Source organism: Blautia massiliensis (ex Liu et al. 2021), assembly GCF_052064225.1.
GTDB lineage: Bacteria > Bacillota > Clostridia > Lachnospirales > Lachnospiraceae > Blautia_A > Blautia_A fusiformis.
The window spans coordinates 21,243-37,534 of record NZ_JBQHWA010000005.1 but is presented as its reverse complement, the minus strand read 5'-3'; the positions used below and the strand labels follow the sequence as shown (position 1 = coordinate 37,534).

15 protein-coding genes are annotated in these 16,292 nt (G+C 45.9%); 14 read left to right on the top strand and 1 reads right to left on the bottom strand.

Annotation, left to right across the window (positions count from 1 at the left end):
• Positions 1–160: 160 nt before the first annotated feature.
• From ACTNDQ_RS02805 to ACTNDQ_RS02760, 10 genes are all read left to right on the top strand, one after another.
• Positions 161–859, top strand: a complete 699-nt coding sequence (locus tag ACTNDQ_RS02805) for a phosphatase PAP2 family protein (protein ID WP_441063623.1) — start codon at positions 161–163, stop codon at positions 857–859.
• Positions 859–1,881 (top strand): lysylphosphatidylglycerol synthase transmembrane domain-containing protein, encoded by a 1,023-nt coding sequence (locus tag ACTNDQ_RS02800; protein ID WP_441063621.1) that lies wholly within the window; start codon positions 859–861, stop codon positions 1,879–1,881. The genes ACTNDQ_RS02805 and ACTNDQ_RS02800 overlap by 1 nt, the downstream gene beginning before the upstream one ends.
• A gap of 110 nt (positions 1,882–1,991) precedes the next feature.
• On the top strand, positions 1,992–2,675 hold the full coding sequence (locus ACTNDQ_RS02795; RefSeq protein WP_441063619.1) for a CDP-alcohol phosphatidyltransferase family protein: 684 nt from the start codon (positions 1,992–1,994) through the stop codon (positions 2,673–2,675).
• Positions 2,672–3,538: a phosphatidylserine decarboxylase gene (locus ACTNDQ_RS02790; RefSeq protein ID WP_279199354.1), complete on the top strand. Its 867-nt coding sequence runs from the start codon at positions 2,672–2,674 to the stop codon at positions 3,536–3,538. Before ACTNDQ_RS02795 ends, ACTNDQ_RS02790 begins: the two co-directional genes overlap by 4 nt.
• A gap of 224 nt (positions 3,539–3,762) precedes the next feature.
• Positions 3,763–4,443 (top strand): response regulator transcription factor, encoded by a 681-nt coding sequence (locus tag ACTNDQ_RS02785; protein WP_015526981.1) that lies wholly within the window; start codon positions 3,763–3,765, stop codon positions 4,441–4,443.
• Positions 4,440–5,957, top strand: coding sequence for a sensor histidine kinase (locus ACTNDQ_RS02780; RefSeq protein WP_022426553.1), 1,518 nt, complete (start codon positions 4,440–4,442; stop codon positions 5,955–5,957). Before ACTNDQ_RS02785 ends, ACTNDQ_RS02780 begins: the two co-directional genes overlap by 4 nt.
• 146 nt (positions 5,958–6,103) lie before the next feature.
• Complete coding sequence (gene hisH, locus ACTNDQ_RS02775; RefSeq protein WP_021650803.1) at positions 6,104–6,733, top strand: imidazole glycerol phosphate synthase subunit HisH; 630 nt, start codon at positions 6,104–6,106, stop codon at positions 6,731–6,733.
• Positions 6,734–6,735: 2 nt separating this feature from the next.
• A complete protein-coding gene (hisF, locus tag ACTNDQ_RS02770) occupies positions 6,736–7,494 on the top strand; it encodes an imidazole glycerol phosphate synthase subunit HisF (RefSeq protein WP_059085355.1) in 759 nt (252 codons plus the stop codon).
• A gap of 21 nt (positions 7,495–7,515) precedes the next feature.
• Positions 7,516–8,190 (top strand): uracil-DNA glycosylase, encoded by a 675-nt coding sequence (gene ung / locus ACTNDQ_RS02765; RefSeq protein WP_021650805.1) that lies wholly within the window; start codon positions 7,516–7,518, stop codon positions 8,188–8,190.
• Positions 8,191–8,205: 15 nt separating this feature from the next.
• Positions 8,206–9,831 carry a putative polysaccharide biosynthesis protein gene (locus ACTNDQ_RS02760; RefSeq protein WP_092069576.1) on the top strand — a complete coding sequence of 542 codons (1,626 nt, stop codon included), beginning with the start codon at positions 8,206–8,208 and terminating at the stop codon, positions 9,829–9,831.
• 183 nt (positions 9,832–10,014) lie between these two features.
• Here ACTNDQ_RS02760 and pepT read toward each other — a convergent pair whose 3' ends face one another.
• Positions 10,015–11,241, bottom strand: coding sequence for a peptidase T (gene pepT / locus ACTNDQ_RS02755; RefSeq protein WP_279199374.1), 1,227 nt, complete (start codon positions 11,239–11,241; stop codon positions 10,015–10,017).
• 188 nt (positions 11,242–11,429) lie between these two features.
• Between pepT and uraA the strand changes: the two genes are divergently transcribed.
• The 4 genes from uraA (at position 11,430) to rny (ending at position 16,189) form a co-directional block, all read left to right on the top strand.
• A complete protein-coding gene (uraA, locus tag ACTNDQ_RS02750; protein ID WP_441063614.1) occupies positions 11,430–12,680 on the top strand; it encodes a uracil permease in 1,251 nt (416 codons plus the stop codon).
• Positions 12,681–12,944: 264 nt separating this feature from the next.
• A complete protein-coding gene (gene recA, locus ACTNDQ_RS02745) occupies positions 12,945–13,997 on the top strand; it encodes a recombinase RecA (RefSeq protein WP_015526986.1) in 1,053 nt (350 codons plus the stop codon).
• A 3-nt stretch (positions 13,998–14,000) separates the two neighbouring features.
• The gene (locus ACTNDQ_RS02740) at positions 14,001–14,489 is read left to right on the top strand and encodes a regulatory protein RecX (RefSeq protein WP_173722591.1); all 489 of its coding nucleotides are present in this window, start codon (positions 14,001–14,003) and stop codon (positions 14,487–14,489) included.
• A gap of 140 nt (positions 14,490–14,629) precedes the next feature.
• Positions 14,630–16,189, top strand: a complete 1,560-nt coding sequence (gene rny, locus ACTNDQ_RS02735; protein WP_021650814.1) for a ribonuclease Y — start codon at positions 14,630–14,632, stop codon at positions 16,187–16,189.
• Positions 16,190–16,292: the final 103 nt, after the last annotated feature.

Below are 16,292 nucleotides of genomic sequence, written 5' to 3'. Positions count from 1 at the left end.
GAACGGAGTGAACAGTAACAACTCAAATCTTAACAATTCTTAAACTTTCCATATTCAGTTGAAACCATACGCCCCGACTGTTATACTGTGACTAGCAGATGTTAGCAGGAGAAGAATATGTTTTATTCCTGATATCAATAAAATAATGAGGCGTGAATTTATGAAACGTTTTTGGAAATATGTAACAGGGATCGTACCTGCGTACGGGCTTTTTCCCCTTGTTTTTTCATTTGTAATTAACTGTCTTGTATATTCCGGTTCAAGGGCGATCGCAGGCGGTTGGTATCATCACAATATAGAAAGTAATCTTGATCTGCGGCTCCCATTTGTGCCGCAGTTTTTGATTATCTATTTTGGCTGTTATGTATTCTGGGCAGTGAATTATATCCTTGCGGCAAGGCAGGAGCGGGAACAGGTTTACCGTTTTTTTACTGCGGATATTATATCCCGTTGTGTGTGTCTGATCATATTTCTGGCATATCCCACTACCAATACAAGACCGGTGATCGAAGGAAACGGAATCTGGGATCTGCTGGCCGGCTGGCTGTATTCCATTGATGCGGCAGATAACCTGTTTCCATCTATCCATTGTCTGGTAAGCTGGTTCTGTTTTCTGGGGATCAAGGATCAGAAAAGAATTCCGATATGGTATAAGGGGGTATCGTTTACACTGGCTGTGCTGGTTTTTCTGTCTACCATTTTTACCAAGCAGCATGTACTTGTGGATGTGGCAGGTGGTGTGATCCTGGCTCAGGTATGCTTTATTCTGGGACAGAAAACAAAACTCTGGCATATTTATGAACGGTTTGGAACTAAAATTGAAAAGAAGATCAACAGCTATACAGAAGGTGTCAAGTGATGAAGAGCAGAAAAAAGATCATATTTAACGGAGTGTTCCTGGCAGTAGTTTTTGCCCTGACTATCTACGGCGTTTTTCACGGAGAAGACCTGTCTTCCATGATGGATGCCATACATAGGGCAGATAAACGGTGGCTGTTTCCGGGAATTGCACTGGTAGCATTTTTTATCTGGGGTGAATCCATCATTATCTGGTATATGATGCGTTCCAGCGGGATCCATCTGAAAAAAAGAACCTGCTTTCTGTTTTCGTCTGTAGGATTCTTTTTCAGCTGTATCACACCATCCGCCAGCGGCGGACAGCCCATGCAGATCTACTATATGAAAAAAGAGAAGATTTCCATTCCGGTGTCAACGGTGATCCTGATGATCGTGACGATTACCTATAAGCTGGTGCTTGTGGTGATCGGTATTGGAATCGCGATTTTCGGAAGAGGATTTCTTCACAAATATCTGGAAGGAATCCTGCCGGTGTTTTATCTGGGGCTGATGCTGAATATCTTCTGTGTCACTTTTATGACCATTCTGGTATTTCATCCGCTTTTGGCAAAAGCGATCCTGATGAAGGGAATGAAGCTTCTGGAACGGTTTCATCTGATGAGGAAAAAAGAGGGACGGCTGAAAAAACTGGAAGCTTCCATGGATACTTACCGAAATACTGCGGCATATCTGAAGAATAATCCGCTGGTGATCGTTAAAGTAATAGAGATCACTTTTATCCAGCGTATGGCACTGTTTGCAGTAACCTGGTTCGTATATCAGGCTTTTGGACTCCATGGAACCGGTTTCTGGGATATCCTTTTTCTCCAGGCAGTGATATCGGTATCTGTGGATATGCTGCCGCTTCCGGGAGGAATGGGAATCAGTGAGACTTTGTTTCTTACCATTTTCAGTCCGGTATTCAGTGGCCTGCTGCTTCCGGGAATGGTGCTTAGCAGAGGGCTGGGATATTACGGAGAGCTGCTGATCAGTGCGGTGTTTACTGCGGTGGCTCAGCTCACTATCGGAAAAAAGGAATCCTGAAAAGATTTGATCGAATGCAGATCGCGGAGATCTGCTTGACCCAGATCAGGTAAGTCCCCTGTGGGACTGTGAATATAGCCTGACATGAAAAAGAAAAAAGAGGTGTGCAAATGATAGGATTTTATGATTACACGGTAATAATGACTTACATAAGCGTAGTTTCTTCCATGATCGGAATCTTCTGTGCTGTGACGGACCATATTTCAGCAGCGGTGTGCTGTCTTGCATTTTCCGGACTGTGTGATATGTTTGACGGAAAGATCGCAAGAACTAAGAAGAACAGAACGGAGGAAGAGAAATGCTTCGGGATCCAGATCGATTCCCTTGCAGATATCGTCTGTTTCGGGATCCTTCCCATTGTGCTGGGATTTAAGCTTGGAATGTGTCATATTTACGGAATAGCTATTCTTTTATTTTACGGTCTGGCAGGCCTGATCCGTCTGGCATACTTCAATGTTATGGAGGAAAAACGTCAGAATGAAACCTCCGAAAACCGAAAATATTATCAGGGACTTCCCATCACATCCATGTCTGTGGTCCTGCCGCTTCTATTTGTGGTATCCCTGCTTTTTCCGGAGTATAAATGGTTTGTGGTGCTCCTTCATATTGCAATGCTGACGGTAGGACTTCTGTTTATCCTGGATTTTAAATTCCGTAAGCCCACCAACAGGGAGCTGGTGATCATTGTTGCGGTAGTTGCTGTGGCAGTTCTTCTTGTACTTTTCTACAACGAAGGATGGTGGAAGTTCAATTATCGCTATAAACTTTCCATGGAGAGAGGTGGTAATCTATGATCCGGACAGCGGACAGAATGGGGCATATTACAGAGGAGGATTCCTTTCAGAACAACCTTCTGGAAAAAATCTACGGTTCTGTGGCCGGACGCATGCTGATCCGGCCGCTGGTCACTCCCGTTGTTTCCATTGCCATGGGATGGATTCTGGATTCCAGGCTTTCGGCAGCAGCGGTGAAACCCTTTATACGGTTCAATCATCTGGATATGAGTGATTATGAAAAGCGTAAATATACTTCCTACAATGATTTTTTCAAGCGGAAGATCCGGGAGGGTGCCCGCCATATTGATATGGAACCGGGACATTTTATCAGTCCCTGTGACTGCAGGGTGAGTGTGTATCCGGTAGATGAAAAAGCCTGTCTTCATATCAAACAGACCGAATATACCATAGATGGGCTTCTCAGGAATCCTTCTCTTGGAAAAAGATATCAGGGCGGCTATGTGTGGGTGCTTCGTCTCTGTGTTCAGGATTATCACAGATATATTTATCCGGACAATGCGGCGGAGTCCGGACGCATCAGGATCCCGGGAATCCTGCATACAGTCAACCCCGTGGCCAACGATGCCTATCCGATCTACAAGGAAAACAGCAGAGAGTATTCTCTTTTGAAAACAGAGAATTTCCGTACCGTGCTGATGATGGAGGTAGGTGCTCTTCTTGTCGGAAGGATCGAAAACCGGCCAGGGAAAGCATTTGTGAAACGGGGAGACGAAAAAGGAAATTTTGCTTTCGGCGGCTCCACCATTGTGCTGATCACCGAAAAAAATGCGGTAAAGCCGGATGAAGATATTTTAAACAATTCCCGTGAAGGAATTGAAACAAGAGTACTCATGGGAGAAAAGATCGGAGAATCCTTTTAGAGGGTTCTCCTTTTTGGGCGGATAAAATAAAAAAAATGAAATTACGTTCACACACACAACACAAACCTGTGATATATTATGAGCAGTAGCAAAGCGGAATGGAAATATCCGCTTTAGATGAACCGGAAGTAAAAGCTCAGCTTTTTATAAAGAGGGATGATACAGAGCATTTCGGGCTGTCAACAGCTGCCCGGAACAGCGACTGAGAAACGGAGGAAGATAGAATGGATGCATTAAAAATTCTTGTAGTAGATGACGAGAGCAGAATGAGAAAACTGGTAAAGGATTTTCTCACCAAAAAGAATTTCCAGGTACTGGAAGCCGGTGACGGTGAGGAGGCCATGGATATTTTTTATAAAGAAAAGGACATTGCGCTTCTGATCCTGGATGTGATGATGCCGAAGATGGATGGCTGGGAAGTATGTCGTGAGATCCGCAAAAATTCCAAGGTTCCCATCATTATGCTGACAGCAAGAGGAGATGAGCGTGATGAGCTTCTGGGATTTGAACTCGGGGTGGACGAATATATCTCCAAACCCTTCAGCCCCAAGATCCTTGTAGCACGTGTAGAAGCCATTCTTCGAAGAACGGGACAGAGCAACCCGGATGAGATACTTTCAGCAGGTGGGATTGTCATTGACAAGGCAGCGCATCAGGCAACGGTAGATGATAAACCGATGGATCTGAGCTTCAAGGAATTTGAGCTTCTGACTTATTTTCTGGAGAATGAGGGAATCGCTCTTTCCAGAGAAAAGATCCTGAATTCTGTGTGGAATTATGATTATTTCGGAGATGCCAGAACCATTGATACTCATGTCAAAAAACTGAGAAGTAAAATGGGCGATAAGGGCGAGTATATCAAGACAGTCTGGGGGATGGGCTATAAGTTTGAGGTAGGAGAATGAAAAAACCGAAGGAAAAAATAAAAAAGATCCACAGTCTCCGCCATCAGATCACAGCATACTTTATCGGTCTGCTGTTTTTATCCATTCTGACTATTACCGTGATCAACGGAGCCTTTCTTGAAAAATATTATGTGACAAAAAAGATCGATGTACTTCTGAATCTCCGAACAACTCTGGAAAATACAGATATTGACAAGATGATGAACAGCAACAGCTCGAAAGGTATGGAGAGTATTCCCGATGAGATCCAGAGAGCCTGCTCCAGAAACAATCTTTCCTGGGTTATCATTGACAGCAGCAATACCAGCTGGCTTTCCTGGGGCGAAAATGAAAAAATGCTTCAGAGCAAGCTGTTCGGATATGTCTATGATCTGGATGAGGACGGAGATAAGAGCCGGACCTTGAAGCAGGGTGACAATTATACCATTCAGCAGTCGCATGACCGGTTTGCGGGAATGGATTATGTGGAATGCTGGGGACAGCTGGATGAGGAACATTATTTTATCATAAGGACACCCCTTGAGAGCATCCGGGAGAGCGCTGATATTTCCAATAAGTTTTACTTTGCGGTAGGTCTGATGATCATAATCTTAAGTGGTCTGGTCATTATGGTCGTGACCAGGAGGATCACCCGTCCCATCAGTGAGCTTACGGAACTTTCCAGAAAAATGTCAGATCTGGATTTTGAGGCAAAATACGAGAGCAAGGTCGGCAATGAGATCGATGTTCTGGGAGATAATTTCAACCGGATGTCCTCACAGCTGGAGACTACCATCAGTGAACTGAAATCTGCAAATAATGAACTGCAGCGTGACATTGAGGACAAGATCAAGATCGACAAGATGCGAAAGGAATTTCTGGATAACGTGTCCCATGAACTGAAAACTCCCATTGCCCTGATCCAGGGCTATGCAGAAGGCTTAAAAGAAAATATTTCTGATGATCCTGAGAGCAGAGAGTTCTATTGCGATGTCATTATGGATGAAGCCTCCAAGATGAATAAACTGGTAAAAAATCTTCTCACACTGAATCAGCTGGAATCCGGCAAAGATGCAGTTGTAATGGAGCGGTTTGATATCGTATCCCTGATCCGCGGCGTGCTTCAGACCATGAATATCATGATCGGACAGAAGAATGCAAAAGTGATCTTTGAGGCGGAGAAGCCGGTTTATGTATGGGCCGATGAGTTTAAGATCGAAGAGGTTGTGACAAACTATGTAAGCAATGCCCTGAACCATCTGGAGGGAGAGAAAGAAATCGAGATCAAGCTGCAGGATGAGGGTAACCGTGTGAAGATCAGTGTGTTTAACACAGGGACTCCGATCCCTGAGGCAGATGTACCGAATCTCTGGAATAAATTTTATAAAGTTGATAAAGCGAGAACCAGGGAATACGGCGGAAGCGGTATCGGTTTATCCATTGTAAAGGCCATTATGGAAAGCATGAACCAGGAATATGGCGTACAGAACTTTGATAATGGTGTGGAATTCTGGTTTACACTGGACCGGAAATAATAAAACTTTACCGTGATAATGTGAAAAAATGGGCGGCAGCAGAGAAAAGTCTTTGCAACCGCCTGTTTTTGCGTTATACTAAAGCAATGTAAATCGAAGGTGAGAGAGGAATATCGAGATACAAAAGAGCAGGAGGAAGCATTATTATGATAGGAATCATTGACTACGATGCAGGAAACATCAAAAGTGTGGAAAAAGCACTTCAGTATCTGGGACAGGAGACTGTCGTCTCAAGAGATCCCCAGGTGCTTCTGAAAGCAGATAAAGTAATTCTTCCGGGAGTTGGAAGCTTTGGTGATGCTATGGAAAATCTCAAAAAATACGGACTTGTTCCGGTAATACATGAGATCGTGGAAAAGGGAACGCCCTTTCTTGGGATATGCCTGGGACTGCAGCTGCTTTTTGAGAGCAGTGATGAGACACCAGGAGTGGAAGGTCTTGGAATCCTGAAGGGGAAAATCCTGCGCATCCCGCCAAGTCCGGGACTGAAGATTCCGCATATGGGCTGGAATTCCCTGCATATTCAGAACAGCGGAAGATTATTTAAGGGTATTCCGGAAAACACATACGTTTACTTTGTACATTCCTATTATCTTCAGGCAGAGGAGGAAGAGATCGTGAAAGCGACCACTCAGTACAGCACATGCATCCATGCGTCTGTGGAGAAGGGAAATGTATTTGCGTGTCAGTTCCATCCGGAAAAAAGCAGCCGGTGGGGCTTGAAGATCCTTGAGAATTTTGCGGCACTTGAGTCAGGCACCGGAAAGGAGGCATAATCATGTTTACAAAAAGAATCATTCCATGTCTGGATGTAAATAAAGGACGTGTAGTAAAAGGCGTGAATTTTGTTGATCTTAAGGATGCCGGAGATCCGGTGGAAATTGCCAAAGCTTACGATGCAGCCGGTGCGGACGAGCTTGTTTTTCTTGATATCACTGCCTCCTGCGAGGAGCGTGATACCGTGGTGGATATGGTAAGAGCTGTTGCAGCCAACGTATTTATCCCGTTTACCGTAGGCGGAGGAATCCGTACCGTAGATGATTTCCGGAAGCTTCTCCGTGAAGGTGCAGATAAGATTTCTGTAAATTCCGCAGCTATCGACCGTCCGGAGCTGATCCATGAGGCCGCACAGAAATTCGGAAGCCAGTGTGTAGTAGTTGCCATTGATGCCAAGAGAAGACAGGATGGCGGCTGGAATATCTACAAACATGGCGGAAGACTGGATACCGGTATTGATGCTCTTGAATGGGCAAAGAAGGTGGAAGAACTTGGCGCAGGTGAGATCCTTCTTACCAGCATGGACTGTGACGGAACCAAGGCCGGGTATGATATTGAACTTACAAGAGCCGTTGCAGATGCGGTTTCCATCCCGGTGATCGCCTCCGGTGGTGCCGGAACCCTGGAGCATTTTTATGATGCACTGACAGAAGGCGGAGCAGATGCGGCACTGGCAGCATCTCTGTTCCACTACAAAGAGCTGGAGATCCGGGAAGTGAAGGATTACCTTGCGGAAAAAGGAATTTCCGTGAGAAGATAAGTTGGATGAGAGGTGATAGATATGGCTCCTATAGCAGGAGACTGGCAGGAGGCACTGAAAGGTGAGTTTCATCAGCCCTACTATGCCAAACTTTATAAAACCGTGATGACAGAATACAGAACAAGAAAGATTTTTCCGCCGCCGGAAGATATGTTCAATGCGTTTCATTTTACGCCTCTGCATCAGGTAAAGGTTGTGATCCTGGGACAGGACCCCTATCACAATGACGGACAGGCTCATGGGCTTTGCTTTTCCGTAAAAAAAGGTGTGGAAACACCGCCATCTCTGGTGAATATTTATAAGGAACTTGAGGATGATATGGGATGTTATATCCCAAACAACGGTAATCTGGAAAAATGGGCAAAGCAGGGCGTGCTTCTTTTGAACACAGTGCTGACTGTACGTGCACATCAGGCCAATTCCCACAGAGGGATCGGCTGGGAACAGTTTACCGATGCGGCCATCCGGATCCTGGACCAGGAGGATCGCCCGATCGTGTTTCTTCTCTGGGGGCGGCCTGCTCAGATGAAGGCATCCATGCTTCATAATCCGAAGCATCTGATCCTGGAAGCACCACATCCAAGTCCCCTTTCTGCCTACCGGGGATTTTTCGGATGCAAGCATTTCAGCAAGGCTAATGAATTTTTGAAAGCCAATGGGGTAGAACCTGTTGACTGGCAGATTGAGAATATTTAAGTTAAGGAAAGTAAAATGGGTAAAAAAAATGATAACACACTTGTGAAAAACGCATCTTTTCTTATGGTTGCGGCGCTGATCTCCAAGATCATCGGAATGCTGTACAAGAGTCCGCTTTCAACTACACTGGGAAGTCAGAGCTTTGCACTTTTCCAGTTTGCACAGAATGTATATTTTATCCTGCTGATGATCGCGTCCTTCAGTATTCCTCAGGCTGTATCCAAGATCATGGCGGAGAAGATCGCTTTTCACAGATATAAGGATGCACAGAAGGTATTTTACGGTGCACTGATCTATGCGGCAGTTGCCGGCGGTATCGTGGCGCTGATCTGTGTATTTGGTGCAGGGATCCTGGTTCCGGACAGTATGGCTAACGCCCGTCTGGCACTGCAGATGCTTGCGCCCACAATTTTCATGTCCGGTCTCTGCGGTGTATTCCGTGGATATTTCCAGGCATACCGCAATATGATGCCTACATCGATCTCGCAGATCATTGAGCAGATCTTTGTGGCAACCTTTGCGCTTCTGATGTCACATGTATTTATCCAGCATTTTTCCGCAACAGGAGATATGGATCTGGTCCATCGCTGGGGTGCGGCAGGTGCTACCATGGGTACCGGAGCAGGTGTGGCTTCCGCGCTGATCTTTATGCTGATCGTTTATGGGGTAAACCGTAAGATCATCCGGAAAAGGATCGTCAATGACCGCCATTCTATAAATGAGAGTATGGGTCATGTAATGAGTAATATCGTGCTCATCATCATGCCGATCATTCTCAGTGCTTTTATTTATAATGTAAACGGATATATCAACAGCTATATGTATTCCGGTATCATGGATATCAAGGGTGCTGCCAAGGACGTGATCCAGACCTTGTATTCCGAGTACGGATATTATATGACGCTGATCAATATCCCGCTTACCCTGGCAAGTACAGCACCGACATCTATGATCCCTGAGGTTTCCGCGCATTATGCAATGCACGATATTGAAGGTGCAAATATGAAGACAGACCGTGCCACATGGATCAGTATGCTGATCTCCATTCCGGCGGCAGTAGGTCTTGCAGTTCTTTCCGGACCGATCACGAGACTGATCTTCCCGGGAACCAATGGCGTAGGCGGACAGCTTCTGATCCTGGGAGGAATCACCATTATCCTGAATGGCAACTCCAATATCACCAACGGTGTACTTCAGGGAATCGGCAAGCCGAAGCTCCCGATGATCCATGCAGCCATTGCACTGGTGGCAGATGTGATAGCCATGGCCCTGCTTTTGGTATTTACCAATCTTGGTGTTTATACCATTGTCATCGCCCAGATCGTTTATGCAGTTGTGATGTGTCTTCTCAATGACCGTTCCATCAAGAAATATATGGGCTATAAGAATCCGTGGAGAAGTGCTTATTTAAGCCCGTTCCTGGCATCTATCCCGATGGGGGTTGTTGCGGGAGTGGTGTATTACGGATTGTATGCACTGATCCATTCCAATGTGATCTGTCTTGGTATTTCCGTGATGCTGGCAGCAGGTGTATACTTTATTGTATATCTGTTTGTAAGCAAGCCCGGTGAAGATGAGCTGGGTATGATGCCTGGTGGAAGATATATGAAGAAGCTGGCGAGAATGATGAAGATTATCTGATCTGTAAGTCCGATCAGTAAACGGCAATACAGTTATTCGGTGCAGAACTCAAAGTGAACACAGCTAGCACAGGAAAAAATACTCACAGATTTGTTCCGGCAGATTTCCAGCCGGAGGATCTGTGAGTATTTTTTTATTATATCAGTTCTCTGGAAATGCAGGCTTTTGAAGAATGGATTCCTTTTAGCCTTTTTTCTGTGAAAACAGTCTTATGATCTCCAGAGTAACGTTCACAGCGGCATCCATTCCTTCTGCTGTAATATGCTCATAAGGCCCGTGATAGGCATGTCCGCCGGTTCCGAGATTCGGGCAGGGCAGTCCCATAAAGCTTAACTGTGCACCGTCTGTGCCGCCGCGGATAGGCAGGATCAGCGGTGTGACACCGCAGCTGTGGCAGGCTTCCTCTGCCAGAGATATCAGCCATGGGCAGGTATCGATGATCTCTTTCATATTGCGGTATTGCTGGGTGATGGTAAGAGTTACGGTACCTTCCCCCCATTTTTCATTGAGGATCTCCGTGATATGTGTAAGCGTTTTCTGACGGATCTCAAAAGAAGCGGCATCGTGATCCCGGACAATATACTGAAGCTCAGCCTGGGAAACATCTCCTTTCATGGAACACAGATGGAAAAATCCTTCGTAGTCTTCTGTATTCCTGGGAGTGTCCGCTGCCGGAAGCATGGAGTTAAATTCCATGGCAACGAGGGCTGCGTTGATCATAGTATTTTTGGAAGAACCGGGATGTACATTAACACCCTGGAAGGTTACTTTTGCACTGCAGGCGTTAAAGTTTTCGTACTGGATCTCGCCTTCCGTATCACCGTCCAGGGTATATGCATAATCCGCACCGAATTTTTTTACATCAAAGTGGGCCGGTCCCATGCCGATCTCTTCATCCGGAGTAAAAGCAACGCAGAGAGGTCCGTGAGGTATTTTTTCCGTAAGGATATGCTCCAGCGCAGTGAGGATCTCTGCAATGCCGGCCTTGTCGTCTGCGCCCAGGATCGTGGTTCCGTCTGAGGTGATCAGGGTACGCCCGGCAAGTGAAGCAAGATGGGGGAACATTTCCGGGGAAAGAGTTCTGCCGCTTGTGCCGAGAGGGAGCTCTTTTCCATCGTAATCTTCTGTGACCACCGGTGTGACTGCATGGTCGCAGAAATCGGAAACTGTATCCATATGAGCGATAAAGCCCAGTGCTTTGCAGTGCTCCAGACCTTCTGTAGCAGGAAGATGTGCATAAACGTAACAGTGTTCATCCAGAGACACATCAGAGATCCCAAGGCCTTTCAGTTCCTCCACAAGAAGCCGGGCCAGGTCAAACTGGCACTGGGAAGAGGGGGAAGAAGAGCTTTCTTCATTGCTGGGTGTGGATATTTTTACATAGGATAGAAGTCGTTGGTATGCTTTCATAGAAGAATATTCCTTTCTGAAAAATTCCTTCCGGAACAGACGGCAGCTGTATTTATGGAATCCGCCTGTTTTTACGGAGATAATAACAGTATAACACACAATATCTGCATATTTGTGTAAAAAATCTCCCACGATGTGAAAACCTGTGCTATAATCTGTGAGATAATAAAAAACAGGAGGATTTGAGAGTGGAAAAAAGAATCATACAGGTCGAAGAAAAAGTACCTGCAAAGATGCTGATACCGTTAAGTATCCAGCACATGTTCGCCATGTTCGGAGCATCCGTACTGGTGCCATTCCTTTTTGGTATCAGTCCGGCTATTGTGCTTCTGATGAATGGTGTGGGAACACTCCTTTTTATTTTCATCACAAAAGGAAAGGCACCGGCTTATTTGGGCTCCAGTTTTGCCTTCCTTTCACCGGCTCTTCTGGTGATCAGCAAGTATGGATATGAGTATGCCCTTGGTGGTTTCGTTGTTCTGGGTATTGCTGGTATGTGCGTGGCATTGATCGTCCGCCAGTGCGGAACAGACTGGATTGATATCGTGCTTCCTACAGCGGCAATGGGACCGGTAGTGGCACTGATCGGTCTGGAACTTGCGGGAAATGCAGCAAGTACGGCAGGACTTCTGGACGAGAAGGTAGATCCGAAGAATGTGATCGTATTTCTGGTCACACTTGGAGTTGCGGTATTCGGGCAGATCCTGTTCAGGGGCTTCCTTTCTGTTATTCCGATCCTGATCGCGATCATTGCGGGATATGTGTCAGCAGGTGCATGCGGGCTTCTGGATTTTACACAGGTAAGGGAAGCGGCATTTTTGGCTCTTCCCAACTTTACATCTCCGAAATTTAATTTTGAGGCCATTATGACGATCTTTCCGGCATTGCTTCTGGTAACCTCCGAGCATATCGGCCATCAGATCGTAACCGGAAAGATCGTTGGAAGAAATCTTCTGAAAGATCCGGGTCTCCACAGATCCCTGTTTGCAGATTTCTTCTCTACCACAGTTTCCGGATGCCTTGGTTCTGTGCCGACAACTACTTACGGTGAGAACATCGGTGTCATGGCAGTGACAAAGGTTTACAGTGTACAGGTGATCGGTGGTGCGGCAGTGCTTTCTATCTGCTGTTCCTTCCTTGGTAAACTGGCAGCCCTGATCAGTACCATTCCCGGTCCGGTGATCGGTGGGATTTCCTTCCTTCTTTACGGAATGATCGGAACCTCAGGCCTTCGTATGCTGGTTGACAATCACGTGGATTACAGCAAGTCCAGAAATCTGACGCTGACAAGCGTTGTCTTTGTTGTAGGTCTTTCCGGAATTGCCCTGAAGCTTGGAAATGTTGAGCTTACCGGTATGGTGCTGGCATGTGTGGTTGCCATGGCATTAAGCCTTGTATTCTATATTCTGGACAAACTGAAGCTGACCAACGATCAGTGACAGGAAATATATTGCATAAAAAGCAGATGAAGAGGGAAATCTTTTTATCTGCTTTTTTGCATTCAGAGAGGAAAAAGAAATCATGTATGGGAAGCTTTTTGTCGGATTTTCAGAGATCCTGTCAACAAAAAAAAAGAGGGATTTTCAAGTATCTTATTGACAATCATTCCGTTTTATAATACTATGTAATACAGAAAACACGAACAAAGGTTCGGATTAAAAGAAACCTGATTAGAAAGAGAATAAAGAATAGGAGATTACATAATGATCAGTGAAGAGAAGCAGAAGGCGCTGGAAGCGGCTCTTGGAAATATTGAGAAACAGTTCGGTAAAGGCTCTGTCATGAAGCTTGGAGATTCCAGTTCCCATATGCAGGTGGAGGCAGTTCCCACAGGATGCTTAAGCCTGGATATCGCCCTTGGTGTAGGTGGTGTTCCCAAGGGACGTATCGTGGAGATCTACGGGCCGGAGTCCAGTGGTAAGACAACGGTAGCCTTACATATGGTCGCTGAAGTGCAGAAGAGAGGCGGAATTGCAGGATTTATCGATGCGGAGCATGCTCTTGATCCTGTTTATGCCAAGAGTATAGGTGTTGATATCGACAACCTTTATATTTCACAGCCGGATAACGGAGAGCAGGCGCTGGAGATCACAGAGACTATGGTACGTTCCGGTGCTGTGGATATCGTGATCGTGGACTCTGTTGCAGCCCTGGTCCCCAAGGCTGAGATCGAAGGAGATATGGGAGACAGCCATGTAGGTCTGCAGGCCCGTCTGATGTCACAGGCACTCCGTAAACTGACGGCTGTTATCAGCAAGTCCAACTGCGTGGTGATCTTTATCAACCAGCTTCGTGAAAAGGTTGGAGTGATGTTTGGCAATCCGGAAACTACAACCGGTGGACGTGCGCTGAAATTCTATGCATCTGTCCGTATGGATGTACGCCGTGTGGAAACATTGAAGCAGGGTGGTGAGATGGTTGGAAACCACACCCGTGTGAAAGTAGTTAAGAACAAGGTGGCTCCGCCATTTAAGCAGGCAGAGTTTGATATCATGTTCGGAACCGGTATTTCCAGAGAGGGAGATATCCTGGATCTGGCTGCAGAATGTTCCATCGTAAACAAGAGCGGAGCCTGGTATGCATATGAAGGGGATAAGATCGGACAGGGACGTGAGAATGCCAAATTATTCCTGAGAGAGCATCCGGAGATCCGCGATGAGATCGAGAAGAAGGTTCGTGTACATTATCATCTGGATCCGGCAGATGAGACAGCAGAAGCAGCAGTACAGGCAGAAGATACAGAGAAGGAAGAGTAATCCATGCTGGATCTGGAAGAACGAAACCGTGCAAGAAAGAAAGCCATGCGGCTTCTGGAACATATGGACCGCACAGAGAAAGGCCTGACGGATAAACTCCGTCAGGCTGAATTTTCACCGGAGGCAGTAGAAGATGCCATTGCTTATGTGAAGTCCTATGGGTATATCAACGATGCCCGTTATGCCAGAACCTATATCTCCTTCCGCATGGAAACCAGGAGCCGTCAGAAGATCCTCTCGGAACTTCAGTTAAAGGGTGTGGACCGTCAGATTGCCCTGGATGCCTGGAATGAGATGGAAGAGCTTATGGAACCGGACGAGCGGGAGGTATTACGCAGGACGATCGAGAAGAAATATGCGCCGGACACAGAGCTTGATGAAGGACAGATGCGAAGGCTGTATGGGTATCTGGCCAGACGAGCGTTCCGGTATGAGGATATTTCCCATACCCTGGAAGAAATGAACATCCGGGTGAACCGTGATATGGAATAACTCTGCGGAGAAAAAGAGCCAGTTTATATATGCTAACCAAAATCTGCTTTTTCATGAGAAAAACTTGACATAAATGTGAAAAACAGCTAAACTTGTATTGTTGTATTTGTACAATGAAAACTAAATAAGGAGGTGCTCCTGTGGCAGGCACAATTATCGGTGTTATTGTCGCTGTGGTAGTCACGCTACTTATTGCAGTTCCTGTTACTTGCAAGGTTGCTGTTGACAAGAAAGTACGCAAGGATGCGGAAATCATAGGTACAGCAGAGGATAAGGCAAGGAATATTCTTGATGAAGCATTGAAAGCAGCAGAGACCAAGAAACGCGAAACTTTACTTGAAGTAAAGGAAGAATCTCTGCGAACCAAAAATGAACTGGAAAGGGAAACCAAGGAACGGAGAAACGAGCTGCAGAGATACGAAAAGCGAGTTTTGTCAAAAGAGGAATCTGTTGACAAAAAAGCCAATGCAGTGGAGAAGCGTGAGCTGGAATGTACAGCGAAATTTAACGAGTTACAAGAAAAAGAAAAACGAGTAAATGAACTTGAGGAAAAAGGAGTACAGGAACTGGAACGAGTTTCAGGTCTTACCTCCGAACAGGCAAAAGAAGAATTACTGAAATCTGTAGAAGATGACGTAAAGGTGGATGTTGCAAGACTCTATAAAGAGCTTGAGAACAGAGCCAAGGAAGATGCCAATAAGAAAGCCAGGGAATATGTAGTCAATGCCATTCAGAAATGTGCAGTGGATCATGTTTCCGAGACAACGATTTCTGTGGTACAGCTTCCAAGTGATGAAATGAAGGGAAGGATCATCGGTCGTGAAGGCCGTAACATCCGTACACTTGAGACACTTACCGGTGTGGATCTGATCATTGATGATACACCGGAGGCAGTGGTACTCTCCGCATTTGATCCGATCAGGAGAGAGATCGCCAGAGTGGCTCTTGAGAAACTGATCGTGGATGGACGTATCCATCCGGCAAGAATTGAAGAGATGGTAGAGAAAGCCCAGAAAGAAGTGGAAGCACAGATCCGGGAAGACGGTGAGAATGCTGCCATGGATGTAGGGGTACATGGAATCCATCCGGAACTTCTGAAGCTTCTTGGACGTATGAAATTCCGTTCAAGCTATGGACAGAATGCTCTGAGACATTCAATTGAGGTTGCACAGCTTTCCGGACTTCTTGCAGGAGAAGTTGGTGTGGATGTGCGTATGGCCAAGCGTGCCGGACTTCTTCATGACATTGGTAAATCCATTGACCATGAGGTAGAAGGTTCTCATATTCAGATCGGTGTGGATCTCTGTAAGAAATACAAGGAGTCCCCGATCGTTATCAACACGGTTGCGTCTCATCATGGTGATGTGGAGCCGGAATCTCTGATCGCGTGTATTGTACAGGCTGCTGATGCAATTTCCGCAGCAAGACCTGGAGCAAGACGTGAGACCTTGGAAACCTATACCAATCGTCTGAAACAGCTTGAGGATATCACCAATGAATTCAAGGGCGTAGAGAAATCTTTTGCTATTCAGGCAGGAAGAGAAATTCGTGTTATGGTCGTGCCGGATCATGTAAGTGATGCAGATATGGTTCTCCTTGCAAGAGATATTGCAAAGCAGATCGAGGCAGAGCTTGAGTATCCTGGACAGATCAAAGTTAATGTGATCCGTGAAAGCAGAGCGGTTGACTACGCAAAATAAGCTTTCAATGGAAGAAAGTTCTGGAAATACCAAAGGCCGGACAGCTTTTTAGCTGGCCGGCCTTTTTTTGTCATGTGGAAAAAACGGTCATATTACCGGAAAA